This is a genomic window from Streptomyces sp. NPDC046303, from assembly GCF_055588085.1.
On the sequence record NZ_JBVJFA010000004.1, the window covers coordinates 253568 to 269523 of the forward strand.

Genomic DNA, 15956 nt, shown 5'->3' on the forward strand with positions numbered 1-15956 from the left:
ACACTCACCACCCGACCCCAAGACCTTCATCAGTCTTCTAGGCGGCGGCCGTTTCGGCGGCTGGCGGGCAGTCGCGGCAGCGGCCCGGTTCAGGAGCGCGGAAGGCGCGCTCGCAGCCGTCGCAGTTCTGGAACGGGTCCGGCCGTCTGACCGGCCGGGCGGCCGGGGTAGCCGGGGCCGCCGGGAGGTGGGGCGGGAGCTGCGTTCTGAGGCGGTACGCGATCAGGGCTGCCGAGTGGCGCAGGTCGGCGGGAAGGTCCGTGGTCAGCGCATGGCGTACGGCCTCGGGCGGGGCCCCGCGCTCCAGCCACGCCGAGACCCCGGGCGCGAGCCGCCTCACGTCCCGGTCGGCGAGCAACAGCCGGGGGTCTTCGCTCCGCAGCCGCGCGAGCAGGTCCACGGCCTCCTGACGAACCGGCGCGGCGGGACCGGCCGCCTGCGGCGCGGGTACGGACGCGGGTACGGACGCGGGCGCGGCCACTGGCTCCGGCACCGGGCCCGGCTCGGGCAGAGGCGCAGCCTCCGGCTCCGGCGTCGGCTCCGGCAGCGGATCCGGCCCGCGTACGGGCTTCTCGTCCGGCGACGGATCTGGCGGCGGCTGCCGCAGCGCGGCCCCCGGGCTGTTGTACGAGTACGTACGGGTCACCACCTGCCCGGTCGCCAGCCGCTCGCGCCGCCGGGCCAGGTACCCGTGCTCCTCCAGCTCCCGCAGTGCTGCGGCGACCCGGATCTCGCCCTCCGTGGACCGCCCGGCGAGGGCCTTGACCCCGATGGGGGACCCGGCGGGCAGCGACTGGATGTACAGGGCGATGCCCCGCGCGGTGAAGGACAGTTCGCGGTGCTGCGCGAGGCTGTTGCCGACCACGGTGTAGTGACTGGCGTGCCGGATGTTGACGTGGATGACACCGGATCGGGGGGTCCCGGCGGGAACACGGGACGAGGCGCGCGAGGGCGCGCTAGGCTGCTGGAGAGCCATGGGGAAGCCGCTTACTTCCTACTTGGTCAGGCCCTCGACCGGGATTCGCAGTCCCGCCGGGGGCCGTCTCATGTCTGCTGTTGTCGGGCCGAGCATATGCCCGGCAACCGGCGGCAAATCCAGCCCAGTTGGGATAGTTCACCCATCCGAGGGATGGCGCCCTGCCACGGAGCGGGTGGGGTTGGTTGGTCGGTTGGTTCTTTCACCCGGTGCATGTGCACTTATGCGTCTAAGCACGCCGGGTCGCGGCGCCCCGCGACCCGGTGACCAGCGGGACTTCCGCCCACACCACCTTGGACGGGGCCGGCCCTTCCCTTACGCCCCAACGGTCCGCGAGCCCTTCGACGATCACCAGCCCCCGCCCCGGATCGCGGAGGACCGGGATCCGGTCACTCCGCGTATCGGTCACCTCGATCCGCAGCACGCCTCCCGCGACGGCGAGCACCAGCCGGAAGTCCCGTCCGGGCGCGCGCCCGTGCGTCACGGCGTTCGCGGCGAGCTCGGCCACGACCTGGGCGGGATCCCACAAGGGCAGTCCCCAGGCGCGCAGTTGCTCGACGGCGAGCAGCCGTGCCAGTCGGGCACCTCGCGGGGTGGAGGAGAGCCGTACGTCGAACCGGTCGGTGTCAGCCCAGGCGTGGGCGAGTTGGTGATTCACGTCACACAGCGTGGCGGCACGTGCGTACCGTGAGAGAGCGGGGACGCCCTCGCGTCGGGTGTTTGTCCGGCGCCTGTCCGGCTCTGTCGCGGCTGTCCCGAACTGCGGCCGGGCAAGGGGTGTGGGGACATTCGGCTCGTCGGAGGTGGGCGCGTGAGCGTGGACATTGACGGTACGGAAGACGCGGGCTGGGACGTCGATCCCGAGGACGAGCAGGGAGTGGCGGTACTGGCCGCACTCGGCCGCCAGCTCAAGGTGTGGCGGGAGGAGGCGGGCCGGCGGGTCGCAGACTTCGGCGCGGCGATCGGGTACGGCGAGGACCTGGTCCGCAAGGTCGAGGCGGGCAAGCGCATCCCCCGCCCGGAGTACCTGGACAAGGCGGACGAGGTGCTGCGCGCAGGCGGGAAGATCGCCGCGATGAAGGCGGACATGGAGCAGGTCCGCTACCCGAAGAAGGTCCGGGACCTGGTGAAGCTGGAAGGCCGGGCGGTCGAACTGTCGGCGTACGGCAACCACAACATCCATGGCCTGTTGCAGACGGACGACTACGCGCGCGCCCTGTTCGAGATGTGGCAGCCGCCACAGACCATCGAGGAGGTGGAACGCGGCTTGGCCGCCCGAATGGCCCGCCGGTCGATCTTCGATCGAAGTCCCGCACCCGCTCTGTGTTTCGTCCAGGAAGAGGTGACCTTGCGCCGCCGTATCGGCGGGACGATGGTGATGCGTGGCCAACTCGAACGCCTGCTGAAGGTTGCCGAACTGCGGCACGTGACGATCCAGGTCATGCCCACCGGTCTCGAGGAGCACGCTGGAATGGGCGGGTTGATCCAAGTGCTGAAGTTCGCAGACGGATCGGCAGTAGGACGCTCCGAGGGGGCGTTCAACGGCCGTCCGGTCTCGGATCCGAGGCAAGTCCGGATCCTTGAGCAATGCCATGCCATGATCCGGTCTCAGGCTCTCACGCCACGGGAGTCCGTCGCATTCATCGAGCAAGTGCTGGGAGAGACATGATCCACGAATCCGAGCTGGAGTGGTTCAAGAGCAGCTACAGCGACAGCGGCGACATCAACGACTGCGTCGAGGTGGCCAACACCCCCGCCACCATCCACGTCCGCGACTCCAAGGACACCCGCCTCCCCCACCTCTCCTTCACCCCCCACGCCTGGGCGCGATTCATCGCACACTCCTGACCCGCTCCCCCGGGGAACGTGAAGGACGCAATGCGATGACGTACAGGCGCGAGAACATCGACCTGCCGGAGGACCGGGGCTGCCTGCAGTGGGTGTTGGGCGTCCCGCTCGGCCTCCTCTACGTGCCGGCGGTGTACTTCTGCGTGCTCCTGCTGAGCGCGGAGGTGGATGCGGGTGACGAGCGTATGCGCGCCGACATGCGGTCGGGCGCCCAGGCCGTGTACGCCATCTGCCTCGTCGTGCTGCTCGTCTCCCTGCTTCCGGTGTACCGCCGGACCATGAACCGCTGGTGGTACGCGCTGCCGCTGCTCCCCGCGGCGGTCGCCTGGATCCGCGTCGCGACCCTGGAGTAGACACGCCGCAGCCCCCGCCCGGACGGGGGCGGGGGCTGTGGCGAGTGCGGGAGGGTCAGGCGGCCACGGGGACCGGGTCCGCCTGCGCGGCCGGGGCCGCCGGGGCGGGCTCGTCCAGCGGGGAGGCCGAGGCGGAGGCGTAGGCCTCCTTGTCCAGGATCCCCTCACGGGCCGAGACGAGGACCGGGACCAGGGCCTGGCCGGCCACGTTGGTGGCGGTGCGCATCATGTCCAGGATCGGGTCGATCGCCATGAGCAGGCCGACGCCCGCCAGCGGCAGGCCCAGCGTGGACAGGGTCAGCGTCAGCATGACCGTGGCGCCGGTCAGACCGGCCGTCGCGGCCGAACCGATGACCGACACGAAGACGATGAGCAGGTACTCCTTGATGCCCAGCTGCACGTCGAAGATCTGCGCGATGAAGATCGCGGCGAGCGCCGGGTAGATCGCGGCGCAGCCGTCCATCTTGGTGGTGGCGCCGAACGGGACGGCGAAGGAGGCGTACTCCTTGGGGACGCCGAGCCGCTCGGTGACCTTCTGCGTGACGGGCATGGTGCCGACCGAGGAGCGGGAGACGAAGGCCAGCTGGATGGCGGGCCAGGCGCCCTTGAAGAACTGCAGCGGGCTGACCTTGGCGACCGTGGCGAGCAGCAGCGGGTACACGCCGAACATCACCAGGGCGCAGCCGATGTAGATGTCGGCGGTGAAGGTGGCGTACTTGCCGATGAGCTCCCAGCCGTACGTGGCGATCGCGGTGCCGATCAGGCCGACGGTGCCGATGGGGGCGAGGCGGATGACCCACCACAGGGCCTTTTGGAGCAGTTCGAGCACGGACTCGGCGAGGTCGAGGACCGGCTTGGCCTTGCTGCCGAGCTGGAGCGCGGCGATACCGGCGACGACGGCCAGGAAGACGATCTGAAGGACCTTCAGCTCGGTGAACGGCGTGACGATGTCCGTCGGCACGATCCCGGTCAGGAAGTCGATCCAGGAGCCGGTCTTCTTCGGCTCCTTGCCGTCCGCCGCGGTCAGGCCGGTGCCCGCGCCCGGGTCGGTCAGCAGGCCGATGGCGATGCCTATGCCGACCGCGATCAGCGAGGTGATCATGAACCAGAGCAGCGTGCGCGAGGCGAGCCGCGCGGCGTTGTTGACCTTCCGCAGGTTGGTGATGGACACCAGGATCGCGAAGAAGACGAGCGGGGCGATGGCCAGCTTCAGCAGCTGGACGAAGAGGTCGCCGGTCTTCTCCAGGGTGGTGGCGAGCCAACTGACGTCCTGGCTGCGGGCGATCCAGCCGAAGAGGACGCCGAGGGCCAGACCGGCGATGATCTGGGCCCAGAACGGGAACTTGAACGAGGCCTTGGCGGGAGCCTGGGCCTGGGGGGACGCGGACACGGACACGCTCCTGGGGTGACGCACGAAGACAGGGAGAGGTTCTGCGGGAGGGGTGAGGGTGATGCGGTGCGGCAGCAGCCAGGAAGACGGCCGGCCGGGACCGCTGCTGTATCGATTCAGCGCACGATGCGGATCACACGGCGCGGATCAACGGCAACAGGCCGCGGTCGCGCGGCGGCAGAGGTCGACGTACAGGCGCGCCACGAGCGGGACGCTCACGGTCGTCGGGTGCGCAGCTGTGGTCAACATGGTGAACACGCTAACACTCTTCCTTTGAGAATCTCAAAGGGCTTCTTTGAGGCGGGAAAACACCACCGCCCCGGCGCGGCAGGCGGTTTGCCCGGCGCCGGGGCGGTGCGGTGCGGTGTGTGAGGAAGCTAACGGACGGCCGAGGCCTCCCGCGGCGCTAGGAGTTCACGCGGGCCGCGTCGTCGGCCGCGTCCTCCTGGCTGCGGTTCGCGGCGAGCTTCTGCTTCGCGCCCGTGACCCGGCCGGAGATCTGCGCGGACATCTCGTCGCGCTGCTTGCGCAGCAGCACGAAGGAGAGCGGAGCGGACAGGACGAGGGCCAGCAGTACGACCCAGGCGAAGTTGGCGTCCCCGAGCCCGGCGGGCACCCAGCCGAGGCGGACCAGGACGGCGACGACGACGAGGCATCCGACGAAGATGCCCAGACGCATCGCGGTGTAGCGGATCGTCGCGCTCGGCTTGAGGGACACGGTGACCCCTTCCTTCTCGTCTTCGTACGGCGGCACGTGCCCGTCCAGTGAAGCACGCCGGTCCCCCGCTCCCGCCCGCTGGGGTCGCCGCCCGGGCGGTCAGTACAGCGGCAGCAGCATCGTGACGTCGTCGCGGTCGTCGCCGGGGGCGACGCGGATGGCGTCGGGGACGCGGCCGACCTCCTTGTAGCCGCAGGACTCGTAGAAGCGCTCCAGGCCCATGCCGCCGCGGCAGCCGAGGCGGATCGCGTCGATGCCCTCGAAGGTGCGGGCCGCGTCCGCCGCCGCGGCCATCAGGTCGCGGCCGTAGCCCTTGCCCTGGTGGCGGGGGTGGACCATCACCGTGTACGCCCACAGCCAGTGCAGCTGCAGGCGGTGCGTGTTGTGGGTCAGGAACGCGGTCGCGGCGACCTCGCCCGCCTCGTCGTGGCCGACGAGGAGCCGGCTGCCGCCGTCGGCGACCGCGGCGAGCTGCTTGATCAGCGCCGGGCGGATGTCGTCGGCGGTGACCGGGGGTACGAAGCCCACGGCGCCGCCCGCGTTGGAGACGTCGGCCCACAGCGACAGGATGCCCTCGTGCAGGGCGGGGTCGATGACCGGATCCAGGGTGAAAGTAAGGGTCACCCATGAACATTATCCATTACCTCCACCCCTCGCAACGAAAAAAGCCCCGGCCCGCACGGCGGACCGGGGCTCCCCACGTGTCGGGGCGTCAGACGCGCATCGCCTGCGGCGTCTCGCGCAGGCCGGCGTCCGGGCCGGGGTACTCGCGGATGATCTCGTAGCGCGTGTTGCGCTCGACCGGGCGGAAGCCCGCCTCGCGGATCAGCTCGAGCAGGTCCTCGCGGCCCAGCTTGTTCGGGGTGCCGTAGTTGTCCGCGTCGTGCGTGATCTTGTACTCGACGACCGAGCCGTCCATGTCGTCGGCGCCGTGCTGGAGCGCGAGCTGCGCGGTCTGCACGCCGTGCATCACCCAGAACACCTTGACGTGCGGCACGTTGTCGAAGAGCAGCCGGGAGACCGCGAAGGTCTTCAGGGCCTCCGCACCCGTCGCCATCGTCGTCCGCGCCTGGAGCTTGTTGCGGACCTTGCCGTCCTGCATGTCCACGAAGTCGTGCTGGTAGCGCAGCGGGATGAAGACCTGGAAGCCGCCGGTCTCGTCCTGGAGCTCACGCAGCCGCAGGACGTGGTCCACGCGGTGGCGCGGCTCCTCGATGTGCCCGTACAGCATCGTCGAAGGGGTCTTGAGGCCCTTCGAGTGCGCCAGCCGGTGGATGCGCGACCAGTCCTCCCAGTGGGTGCGGTGGTCGACGATGTGCTGGCGGACCTCCCAGTCGAAGATCTCCGCGCCGCCGCCGGTGAGCGACTCCAGGCCGGCCTCGATCAGCTCGTCCAGGATGTCCGAGGCGGACATGCCGGAGATCGTCTCGAAGTGGTGGATCTCCGTCGCCGTGAACGCCTTCAGCGAGACGTTCGGCAGCGCCTTCTTCAGCTCCGACAGCGAGCGCGGGTAGTAGCGCCACGGCAGGTTCGGGTGCAGGCCGTTGACGATGTGCAGCTCGGTGAGGTTGTCGTTCTCCATGGCCTTGGCCAGGCGCACGGCCTCTTCGATGCGCATCGTGTACGCGTCCTTCTCGCCCGGCTTGCGCTGGAACGAGCAGTACGCGCACGAGGCGGTGCACACGTTCGTCATGTTGAGGTGGCGGTTGACGTTGAAGTGGACGACGTCGCCGTTCTTGCGCGTGCGCACCTCGTGGGCGAGGCCACCGAGCCAGGCCAGGTCGTCCGACTCGTAGAGGGCGATGCCGTCCTCACGGGTCAGCCGCTCGCCGGAGCGGACCTTCTCCTCCAGCTCGCGCTTGAGCCCAGCGTCCATCAGGCGGTCGCCTCCTCTAGATGCCTGTCCTGCAACCCGACCCCACCGTACTCTCAGCTCTCCTCGGGCAGTTCCCCGACCCGGTTCTCCCACTTCGTGGAGAGCACGATGGTCGTGCGCGTGCGGGAGACGCCCTTGGTCCCGGAGAGCCTGCGGATGATCTTCTCCAGGCCGTCCACGTCGTTGGCGCGCACCTTCAGCATGAAGGAGTCGTCGCCGGCGATGAACCAGCAGTCCTCGATCTCGGCGAGGTCGCGCAGCCTCCGGGCGACGTCCTCGTGGTCCGCGGCGTCGGACATGGAGAGACCGATCAGCGCCGTGACGCCGAGGCCGAGCGAACGCGAGTCCACCGTCGCGCGGTAGCCGGTGATGACGCCGGCCGACTCCAGCCGGTTGATGCGGTCGGTGACGCTGGGGCCGGAGAGGCCCACGAGACGGCCCAGCTCCGCGTACGAGGCACGACCGTTCTCGCGAAGTGCCTGGATGAGCTGCCTGTCCACCGTGTCCATTACGTGGAGCCTTCCATTATTCGGCGATCCTGCAAGTTTAGGTATAGAATCTAAGGCACACAGGGTCAACACCCTGTGAATCTTTCAACAGGTCAATGACGATCTTCAGGAGTGGTTCACCGTGTACACGATCGAGATGGCCTACGCACACATGCGACAGCTCCAGGAGCTGGCCAACCGATCCCGCACCGACCAGCCGTCCGCCGCGCACCGCGTCGACAGGACCCGCAAGCCGCGCACCGCCAAGAAGCGCTAGTCACGGCGCTGCCCCCAGCGCTGTTCACGGGCGGGCGCCACCGAGCTCCCCCTCCCAACGGCGGTACAGCCCGTGCGGCACCCCTGCCGCGTCGAGCACCCGCCCCGCGACGAAATCCACCAGGTCCTGGATGTGCGTCGCACCCGCGTAGAACGCCGGAGAGGCGGGCAGCACGATCGCGCCCGCCTCGTCCAGCGTCACCAGATGCTTCAGCGTCTGCCCGTTCAGCGGGGTCTCCCGCACCGCCACCACCAGTCGGCGCCGCTCCTTGAGCGTCACGCTCGCGACGCGCTGGAGCAGGTCCTTCGACAGCCCGAGCGCGACCCCCGCCACGCAGGCCGTGGACGCCGGCACGATCAGCATCCCCTTGACGGCGTACGAGCCCGAACTCGGCCCGGCCGCCAGGTCCCCCGCGCCCCAGTAGCGCACGTCGGCCAGTTCCGGCCGGGCGAAGGTCGCTGGCTTCCCGTCGGCCCCCCGCTCCAGCCACTCCCCCAGGTCCTCCCGCCAGTGCGCGTCCCGGAAGGCGATCCCGGTCTCGTCCAGCAGGGTGAGCCGGGAGGCCCGGCTCACCACCAGGTCGACGCTTTCGCCGGCCGCGAGGAGTCCGCGGAGCACCGCCGCCGCGTACGGGGTCCCGGAAGCCCCGGAAACCCCCACCACCCACGGGGTGCGCTTGCGCTCAGTCATACCTCCGAGACTATCCGGCCACCACGGGCGGGCACTCGCTAAGGTGGCCGGACGTTCCAGGGGGTGGGACGCACGACAAGGGGGACGACGGTGAGTACGGCTCAGGACACCTGGACACGGACCGACAGGGCGAAGGCCGCGGCCGGACTGATGCTCGGCTGGGTGGCGCTGCTGTGGGTGATCGAGGTGGTGGATCTGGCCACCGGCAACGCCCTGGACCTCTACGGGATCGCCGCCCGCGAGCCGGACGGCCTCGGCGGGATCGCGGCCGCGCCCTTCCTGCACTTCGGCTTCGGCCACCTGGCGTCCAACAGCGTCCCGCTGCTGGTCCTCGGCTTCGTCACGGCCCTCAGCGGCATCCGCCGCTTCCTCGCCGTCAGCGCCCTCATCATCGTGGCGGACGGGATCGGCGTCTGGCTGCTGTCCCCGTCCCACAGCATCACGATCGGCGCCTCGGGCCTGATCTTCGGCCTCTTCGGCTACCTCGTGGTCCGCGGCTTCGTCGAGCGGAAGATCCTGGGCATCGCGGTCGGAGTGGTGATCGCCGCGTTCTGGGGCGGTTCCTTCCTCCTCGGCGTCCTGCCCACGAACACCGGGGTCAGCTGGCAGGGCCACCTCTGCGGCCTCGTGGCAGGCGTGGTCACGGCCCTCTACTTCCGCCGGCCGGCCAGGGGCGCCGCCGCCGCCTAGGACGGTGGCCCTAGAAGGTCAGGCCGCGGGCCGCCAGATCCAGCAGGGCGCACACGAAGAGGGCAATCCCGATGAACCCGTTGACCGTGAAGAAGGCACGGTTCAGCCGGGACAGGTCGTGCGGCGTCACGATGCTGTGCTCGTAGAAGAAGGCGCAGACGACGACCAGCAGGCCCGCCCAGAAGAACATCCCCGCATCCGTGGCGAGGGCGAACCAGACCAGCAGGGCCGTGGTCACCACGTGCGCCCCCCGGGCCCCCCACAGGGCGGCCGGGACACCGAAGCGGGCCGGGACGGACTTGACGCCCTCCGCACGGTCCGCGGCGACGTCCTGGGAGCCGAAGATCAGGTCGAAGCCGCCGATCCACACGCCCACCGCGAGCCCGAGGATCACCGCGTCCCACGACCACTCACCGGTCACCGCGAGCCAGGCCCCGACCGGGCCGATCGCCTGGGCCAGGCCCAGGATGGCGTGCGGGAAGTTCGTGAACCGCTTGCCGTACGGGTACACCACCATCGGTATCACCGCGACGGGAGCCAGCGCGAAGCAGAGCGGGTTCAGCAGCGCCGCCGAACCGAGGAAGACCAGCAGCGCGATCCCGGCCCCGGTCCACGCGGACCGCACCGACACCGCTCCGGTGACCAGCTCACGGCCGGCCGTGCGCGGGTTGCGGGCGTCGATCTCGCGGTCGATGATCCGGTTGGCGGCCATCGCGAAGGTCCGCAGGCCCACCATGCACACGGTGACGAGCAGCAGCTTGCCCCAGTGCACGTTCCGGTCGAGCTGGAACATGGCGGTGAGCGCGGCGATGTAGGCGAAGGGCAGCGCGAAGACCGAGTGCTCGATCATCACGAGCCGCAGGAACGCCTTGACCTTGTTGCTGGCCTCGGGTGCGGGGCCGGGCCCGACCACTCCGTCGGCGGTGGTCATCATGCGAGTTCCCTCCGGAACGCTTCGAGGTCGGACAGCAGCGTGGCGGTGGCGACCGGGCTCAGCTCCAGCGTCACGGGCTCCATGTCCTCGCCCTCGGGCGGGGTGACGCGGGCCGTGAAGGCGTAGCCGTCGGCGCCGTCCGGCCGGGCGTCCAGGCGCAGGACGTCTCCCGCCTCGGTCGTGAACGGTTCGCCCGTGCCCAGTGCGAGGCGCAGCCGCTCCGCGAAGTCCTCCGCCTCCGCGTCGCGCAGGCCCGGCAGCTCGAAGCCGCCGCCCTCGCCGCCCTCGTCCTCCCACATCAGCGCCCAGACGTTCCCGGGCCCGGCGAACTCCTCGGGTGAGACCCCCGCCTGCTCGGCGGCCAGCCGGACGCCCGGGTCGGCGGGATCGAGCTCCGGGCGCACGAGGGCCACGTACGTCTCGCCGCCGAGGAACAGGGCCGGGCCGCCCATGGCGATCGGGCTCACAGGCCGTATTCCTTCCAGCGGCGGTCCACGAGGGCCGCGGTCGCCGGGTCCGACTCCACCATGTCGGGCCAGCCGCCGTCGCGGGTGTAGCCCTCCTCGGGGAGCTTCTTGGTGGCGTCGATGCCCGCCTTGCCGCCCCAGAACTGCTGGTACGAGGCGTGGTCCAGGTGGTCCACCGGCCCCTCGACCACCGTCAGGTCGCGGGAGTAGTCCGTGTTGCCGAGCGCCCGCCAGGACACCTCGTGCAGGTCGTGGACGTCGCAGTCGGCGTCCACCACGATGATCAGCTTGGTCAGCGACATCATGTGCGCGCCCCAGATGGCGTGCATGACCTTCTGCGCGTGCTTCGGGTACTTCTTGTCGATCGAGACGATCGCGCAGTTGTGGAAGCCGCCCGACTCGGGCAGGTGGTAGTCCACGATGTCCGGCACGATGATCTTCAGCAGCGGCAGGAAGAAGCGTTCCGTCGCGCGGCCCAGCGGGCCGTCCTCCGTCGGCGGGCGGCCCACCACGATCGACTGGAGCAGCGGACGCTTCCGCATCGTCACGCAGTCGATCTTCAGCGCGGGGAACGGCTCCTGCGGGGTGTAGAAGCCGGTGTGGTCGCCGAAGGGGCCCTCCGGGAGCGTCTCCCCCGGCTCCAGCCAGCCCTCGATGACGACCTCCGCGTGGGCGGGGACCTGGAGCGGCACGGTCTTGCAGTCGACCATCTCGATGCGCTTGCCGGCGACGAAGCCGGCGAAGAGGTACTCGTCGATGTCGCCGGGCAGCGGCGCGGTCGACGCGTACGTCACCGCGGGCGGGCAGCCGAAGGCGATCGCGACCGGCAGCCGCTCCCCGCGCTTGGCGGCCACCGCGTAGTGGTTGCGGCTGTCCTTGTGGATCTGCCAGTGCATGCCGATGGTGCGCTTGTCGTGGCGCTGGAGGCGGTACAGACCGAGGTTGCGGACACCGGTCTCGGGGTGCTTGGTGTGCGTGAGCCCCAGGTTGAAGAAGGAGCCGCCGTCCTTGGGCCAGGTGAAGAGGGCCGGGAGCCGGTCGAGGTCCACGTCGTCGCCGGTGAGGACGACCTCCTGGACGGGCGCGGCATCGCCCTTCACCTTCTTCGGCGGCACGTGCACCATCGAGCCGAGCTTGCCGAAGGCCTCGCGGACCCCGATGAAGCCCTGCGGCAGCTCGGGCTTGAGCAGGCCGCCGATCTTCTCGCTGATCTCGCCGTACGACTTCAGGCCGAGTGCCTTCAGCAGGCGCCGGTCGGTGCCGAAGACGTTCATGGCCAGCGGCATCGCCGAGCCCTTGACGTTCTCGAAGAGGAGGGCCGGGCCTCCCGCCTTGTTCACTCTGTCGACGATCTCCCCCACCTCGAGATGGGGGTCGACTTCTGCCTTGATGCGCTTGAGGTCGCCCTCCCGCTCCAGAGCCCGGAGCAGCGAGCGGAGATCGTCGTAAGCCATGTCGGCAAGTATCCGTCACCAACTACCCTTGAAGGGTCACCGGGGCCCCGCGCGGGCCCGCCGTCACTGCCCGGGAGTCGGTTCCACACCGTGCTGCGCTACCTGCCGTTCCTGCTGCTCCTCGCACTGACCATCTACGCCTTCATCGACTGCCTGAACACGCCGGAGGAAGAGGTCAAGCACCTCCCCAAGCCGGTCTGGGTGATCATCATCCTGCTCTTCTCCATCGTCGGGCCGGTGGTGTGGCTGGCCGCGGGAAAGAAGCGGACGGCGACCGGGGGCGGGCGTGCGCCGCGCCGGGCCCAGTGGGTCGCGCCGGACGACAACCCGGAGTTCCTCAAGTCCCTGCGCGAGGAGCGGGAACGGGACAAGGACCAGGACGACAAGGGCAAGGACAAGGACAAGGGCTCGGACTGAGCCACGGCAACCGAGCCACGGCCACCGCACTACGTCCGGGAGAGGGACGCGTAGTCCTCGCGCAGCTCGCTCCGGCGGGCGTCGGTCCAGGTGGCCCAGTTCACCGGCCGTCCGGCCAGCGCCGACTCCAGCAGTTCGAAGTGCGCGTGCCAGTCGGCCAGGCAGTCCAGCCGCTCGCTCTCGGTTCCGCCCCGCTCGTTCACGAAGCGGATGACCGTCGAGTCGGTGCCCACCGGCTCCAGGTGGAAGCGGATCCGCTCGTGCCCGCTCACCGTGTACTCCACGACCCGTTCCACGTCCCACGCCGTGACCCGCCCCTCGGCCACCGTCCCGGTGTCGGGCCGGCGCAGGGTGACCGCCCCGCCGAGGCGGCGCTCCAGGACCTCGGCCTCGGCCAGCCAGCCGCGCAGCCCGTCCGGTGTGGTCAGGGCCGGCCACAGCGCTTCGTACGCGCACGGCAGGTGCAGCTCGAACCGGATCCGCCAGCGGTCCTCACCGCGGCTCTCGCTGGTGCCATGACTCACAGGAGGCATGACACCAGCGTCCCACTCCTGACGGTCAGACGCCCGCGTACGAGTGCTTGCCGCTGAGCAGGATGTTCACGCCGTAGTAGTTCCAGATCCAGCAGGCGAAGGCGAAGAGCGCCAGGTAGGCGGCCTTGCGGCCCTTCCAGCCCGCGGTGGCCCGCGCGTGCAGGTAGCAGGCGTACGCCACCCAGGTCACGAAGGACCAGACCTCCTTGGGGTCCCAGCCCCAGTAGCGGCCCCAGGCGTCGCCCGCCCAGATCGCGCCCGCGATGATCGTGAAGGTCCACAGCGGGAAGACGGCCGCGTTGATGCGGTACGAGAACTTGTCGAGCGAGGCCGCCGAGGGCAGCCGCTCCAGCACCGAGGAACGGAACCTGCCCGGCGTGCGCCCGGCCTCCAGCTGGCTCTCGTACGAGTCGCGGAAGAGGTAGAGGACCGCGCCGGCCGCACCGATGTAGAAGACGGCGCCGCAGAAGATCGCCGTGGAGACGTGGATCCACAGCCAGTACGAGTGCAGGGCCGGGACCAGCTGGTCGCTTTCGGTGTAGAGCCAGGTCACGGCGATGCCGAGGTCCAGCAGGACGGTGGTGACCAGGATCAGGCCGAGCCAGCGGACGTTCTTCTTCAGCGCGAGCAGCACCAGGTACGCGCCGACGGCCACCGTGGAGAAGGTGATCGAGAACTCGTACATGTTGCCCCAGGGGGCCCGCTGCACCGACATCGCGCGGGCGACGACGCCCGCCGCCTCCAGGACGAAGGCGAGCGCGGTCAGCGAGATCGCGATCCGCCCGTACAGGTCGCCCTGCTCGGTGCCGCCCGCGGCGCCCGGGCCGTCGGGCACGTCGCGGGTGCCCGCGGCGGAGCGGGTGACGACCTTCGGCTTGTCGAGGACGGCCGTGCTGCCCGCCTTGCCCCGGACCTGGACGGCGGGGGCGGGGCCGGCCGCGGCCTTGGCCTGGGTCAGCGCGGCGGCCGTACGGGCCACCTTGCTGCGGCTGCCGAAGGTCCACTCGGCGATGTGCGCGAAGAAGGCGAGCATGTAGACCGCCATCGACGAATAGACCAGGTAGTTGCTGATCTGAGCCAGGTTCTCGTTGGCTGCGGCAGCGAGCGGCGTCATCCGCGCTCTCCTTCGGGGGTTTCTTCGACGGGTTGCGAGGGAGCAGCGGGGCCCGCGGGCCTCGCGGTCGGCGCGGTCGGCGCCTGCTCGTGCAGCGTGGCGGCGAGCCCCGCCAGTTCCTCCGGGAGCCTGGCGGACTCGCTGCGGCCGAGGCCGGCCATTTCGACGACGGTGACGCCGTCCGCGCCGGCCACCGCGCGGACCCAGATCCGGCGGCGCTGGATGAACAGCGATCCGGCCAGGCCCGCGATGGCGGCGATCGCGCCCGCCAGGGCGAGGCCGCTGCCGGGCTGATGGGTGACGGAGAAGGTGGCCCAGCGCTCGATGCTCTCGAACTTCACGGTGCCGGCGCCGTCGGGCAGCTCCATCGACTCCCCGGGCAGCAGCATCTTGGCGAGCGGGTCGCCGTTCTCCTTCATGAACTGCTGCATCTTGGACGTGTTCAGCTGGTACACGTTCTGCGGCAGGCCCGAGTCCACGCCGAGGCTGCCGTGGTAGGCGTTCAGCGCGATCACCGGGAAATCGGCGGCCGGGAACTGGGAGAGCATCGTGCCCTTGCCCTTGCCGGCGAAGGTCGGCACGAACTGGGCGGAGAAGCCGAGCTGCTCCTTCTCGCCGTTCTTGTTCCGGTAGCCGTCGGTGACCTTGATGGCGCCGGCCGAGGTGAGGTTGGCGTCCTGGGGCAGCATCGGCACGGCGTCCTTGTAGATCACCTTGCCGGTGGGGTCGGTCACCGAGATGACCGGTGCGTATCCGTGGCCGAGCAGGTAGACCTTGGAGCCGTCGATCTCGAGGGGCTTGTTGACCTCGATCTCGGCCTTCTTCGGCGTGCCGTGCGCGCCCTCGCTGTAGGTGACGTACGCCTTGAAGTCGCGCGGTGTGCCCTTCTGCGGGCCGCTCTCCTCGAACGTGGCGTCGAACTGGTCGAGGGTGAAGCTGAAGGGCGGCAGGTCGTCGGGGTGGAACATGCTGCCCGACTTGAAGTCGTCGTACTGGGTGAGCGTGTTCGAGAAGCCGCCGCCGCGCAGGACGAGCTTGCCGCCCTCGGACATGAAGAGCTTGCCCCAGGCGAAGGCCACGAGCATCACGATCAGCGCGATGTGGAAGATCAGGTTCCCGGCCTCGCGGAGGTAGCCCTTCTCCGCCGCGACGTGGCCCCGGCCGGCCTCCGTGCGGAAGCGGCGCGCGCCGAGCAGCATCTTCGCGTACGCGAGGACCTCCTCGGGGGACTTCTCGGTGCGCCAGGTGGTGTGCGCGGGGAGCCGGTCGAGCCGGCGGGGGGCGGCCGGCGGCCGGCCCCGGAGCTGGCCGACGAACTGCCAGGAGCGGGGCAGGATGCAGCCGATGAGCGAGACGAACAGCAGGATGTAGATCGCGGAGAACCAGAACGACGTGTAGACGTCGAAGAGCTGGAGCTTCTCGGCGACGGTCACCCAGGACGCGTGGGTCCGCTTCCACTCGGCGACCTTCATCAGGTCGACGGCGTTCTGCGGGATGAGCGAGCCGGGGATCGCGGCGAGGGACAGCAGGAAGAGCAGGATCAGCGCCACGCGCATGGAGGTGAGCTGGCGCCAGACCCAGCGGGCCCAGCCGATCACGCCGATGCCGACGGGACCGGCGTCCTCGACGGGGGCGGTGGAGAGCTGGGAGCCGGCCGCGGCCTCGGCGGGGTCCGCCGCGGCGGGGTCGTGCGACGCCTCGGTGGACGCGTTGTCTGTCGTACTCATGTCC

At 70.1% G+C, this 15956-nt stretch carries 20 protein-coding genes; 6 read left to right on the forward strand and 14 right to left on the reverse strand.

All coding sequences use genetic code 11. From position 1 onward, the window contains the following. Positions 1-37 precede the first annotated feature (37 nt). Both ACZ6I1_RS06245 and ACZ6I1_RS06250 read right to left on the reverse strand, forming a co-directional pair. Entirely contained in the window at positions 38-976 is a 939-nt protein-coding gene (locus tag ACZ6I1_RS06245) for a helix-turn-helix domain-containing protein (protein WP_469283660.1), read from the reverse strand. 229 nt (positions 977-1205) lie between these two features. Continuing rightward, positions 1206-1643 (reverse strand): ATP-binding protein, encoded by a 438-nt coding sequence (locus ACZ6I1_RS06250; RefSeq protein WP_469283842.1) that lies wholly within the window; start codon positions 1641-1643, stop codon positions 1206-1208. A gap of 144 nt (positions 1644-1787) precedes the next feature. Between ACZ6I1_RS06250 and ACZ6I1_RS06255 the strand changes: the two genes are divergently transcribed. From ACZ6I1_RS06255 to ACZ6I1_RS06265, 3 genes are read left to right on the forward strand one after another with little or no spacing between them, the layout of a single operon-like run. Next, positions 1788-2645 carry a helix-turn-helix domain-containing protein gene (locus ACZ6I1_RS06255; RefSeq protein ID WP_469283662.1) on the forward strand — a complete coding sequence of 286 codons (858 nt, stop codon included), beginning with the start codon at positions 1788-1790 and terminating at the stop codon, positions 2643-2645. Beyond that, entirely contained in the window at positions 2642-2824 is a 183-nt protein-coding gene (locus ACZ6I1_RS06260; protein WP_469283665.1) for a DUF397 domain-containing protein, read from the forward strand. The genes ACZ6I1_RS06255 and ACZ6I1_RS06260 overlap by 4 nt, the downstream gene beginning before the upstream one ends. A gap of 35 nt (positions 2825-2859) precedes the next feature. Further along, on the forward strand, positions 2860-3177 hold the full coding sequence (locus ACZ6I1_RS06265) for a hypothetical protein (RefSeq protein WP_469283667.1): 318 nt from the start codon (positions 2860-2862) through the stop codon (positions 3175-3177). A 55-nt stretch (positions 3178-3232) separates the two neighbouring features. On the opposite strand, the gene ACZ6I1_RS06270 is transcribed toward ACZ6I1_RS06265, so the two are convergent. The 5 genes from ACZ6I1_RS06270 to ACZ6I1_RS06290 form a co-directional block, all read right to left on the reverse strand. Then, the gene (locus tag ACZ6I1_RS06270) at positions 3233-4573 is read right to left on the reverse strand and encodes a dicarboxylate/amino acid:cation symporter (protein WP_469283668.1); all 1341 of its coding nucleotides are present in this window, start codon (positions 4571-4573) and stop codon (positions 3233-3235) included. Between the two features lie 400 nt (positions 4574-4973). Further along, a complete protein-coding gene (locus ACZ6I1_RS06275) occupies positions 4974-5246 on the reverse strand; it encodes a DUF4229 domain-containing protein (protein ID WP_469283844.1) in 273 nt (90 codons plus the stop codon). A 138-nt stretch (positions 5247-5384) separates the two neighbouring features. Continuing rightward, positions 5385-5909 carry a GNAT family N-acetyltransferase gene (locus ACZ6I1_RS06280; protein WP_469283670.1) on the reverse strand — a complete coding sequence of 175 codons (525 nt, stop codon included), beginning with the start codon at positions 5907-5909 and terminating at the stop codon, positions 5385-5387. 88 nt (positions 5910-5997) lie between these two features. After that, the gene (mqnE, locus tag ACZ6I1_RS06285; RefSeq protein WP_069920704.1) at positions 5998-7161 is read right to left on the reverse strand and encodes an aminofutalosine synthase MqnE; all 1164 of its coding nucleotides are present in this window, start codon (positions 7159-7161) and stop codon (positions 5998-6000) included. Positions 7162-7214: 53 nt separating this feature from the next. Then, positions 7215-7670: an Lrp/AsnC family transcriptional regulator gene (locus tag ACZ6I1_RS06290; RefSeq protein WP_446594437.1), complete on the reverse strand. Its 456-nt coding sequence runs from the start codon at positions 7668-7670 to the stop codon at positions 7215-7217. Between the two features lie 121 nt (positions 7671-7791). Between ACZ6I1_RS06290 and ACZ6I1_RS06295 the strand changes: the two genes are divergently transcribed. Then, a complete protein-coding gene (locus ACZ6I1_RS06295; RefSeq protein ID WP_469283672.1) occupies positions 7792-7926 on the forward strand; it encodes a hypothetical protein in 135 nt (44 codons plus the stop codon). Positions 7927-7950: 24 nt separating this feature from the next. On the opposite strand, the gene ACZ6I1_RS06300 is transcribed toward ACZ6I1_RS06295, so the two are convergent. Further along, entirely contained in the window at positions 7951-8616 is a 666-nt protein-coding gene (locus tag ACZ6I1_RS06300; protein WP_469283674.1) for a UbiX family flavin prenyltransferase, read from the reverse strand. A gap of 90 nt (positions 8617-8706) precedes the next feature. Between ACZ6I1_RS06300 and ACZ6I1_RS06305 the strand changes: the two genes are divergently transcribed. Then, the gene (locus ACZ6I1_RS06305) at positions 8707-9306 is read left to right on the forward strand and encodes a rhomboid family intramembrane serine protease (RefSeq protein WP_469283677.1); all 600 of its coding nucleotides are present in this window, start codon (positions 8707-8709) and stop codon (positions 9304-9306) included. 10 nt (positions 9307-9316) lie between these two features. Here ACZ6I1_RS06305 and mqnP read toward each other — a convergent pair whose 3' ends face one another. The 3 genes from mqnP to ACZ6I1_RS06320 are packed head-to-tail and all read right to left on the reverse strand — an operon-like array spanning position 9317 to position 12161. Next, positions 9317-10240, reverse strand: coding sequence for a menaquinone biosynthesis prenyltransferase MqnP (gene mqnP, locus ACZ6I1_RS06310; RefSeq protein WP_469283679.1), 924 nt, complete (start codon positions 10238-10240; stop codon positions 9317-9319). After that, positions 10237-10707: a hypothetical protein gene (locus tag ACZ6I1_RS06315; RefSeq protein WP_469283682.1), complete on the reverse strand. Its 471-nt coding sequence runs from the start codon at positions 10705-10707 to the stop codon at positions 10237-10239. Before ACZ6I1_RS06315 ends, mqnP begins: the two co-directional genes overlap by 4 nt. Continuing rightward, positions 10704-12161 (reverse strand): menaquinone biosynthesis decarboxylase, encoded by a 1458-nt coding sequence (locus tag ACZ6I1_RS06320; protein ID WP_469283685.1) that lies wholly within the window; start codon positions 12159-12161, stop codon positions 10704-10706. The genes ACZ6I1_RS06315 and ACZ6I1_RS06320 overlap by 4 nt, the downstream gene beginning before the upstream one ends. A gap of 90 nt (positions 12162-12251) precedes the next feature. On the opposite strand from ACZ6I1_RS06320, the gene ACZ6I1_RS06325 reads away from it, so the two are divergent. Then, positions 12252-12578 carry a PLD nuclease N-terminal domain-containing protein gene (locus ACZ6I1_RS06325; RefSeq protein WP_469283687.1) on the forward strand — a complete coding sequence of 109 codons (327 nt, stop codon included), beginning with the start codon at positions 12252-12254 and terminating at the stop codon, positions 12576-12578. 29 nt (positions 12579-12607) lie between these two features. On the opposite strand, the gene ACZ6I1_RS06330 is transcribed toward ACZ6I1_RS06325, so the two are convergent. Genes ACZ6I1_RS06330 through resB form a run of 3 tightly spaced genes read right to left on the reverse strand, consistent with a single transcriptional unit; the run spans position 12608 to position 15952 of the window. Next, the gene (locus ACZ6I1_RS06330; protein ID WP_469283689.1) at positions 12608-13111 is read right to left on the reverse strand and encodes an SRPBCC domain-containing protein; all 504 of its coding nucleotides are present in this window, start codon (positions 13109-13111) and stop codon (positions 12608-12610) included. Positions 13112-13136: 25 nt separating this feature from the next. Next, complete coding sequence (gene ccsB / locus ACZ6I1_RS06335) at positions 13137-14225, reverse strand: c-type cytochrome biogenesis protein CcsB (protein WP_469283691.1); 1089 nt, start codon at positions 14223-14225, stop codon at positions 13137-13139. Then, positions 14222-15952, reverse strand: coding sequence for a cytochrome c biogenesis protein ResB (gene resB, locus ACZ6I1_RS06340; protein ID WP_469283694.1), 1731 nt, complete (start codon positions 15950-15952; stop codon positions 14222-14224). Before resB ends, ccsB begins: the two co-directional genes overlap by 4 nt. Between the last annotated feature and the right edge of the window lie 4 nt (positions 15953-15956).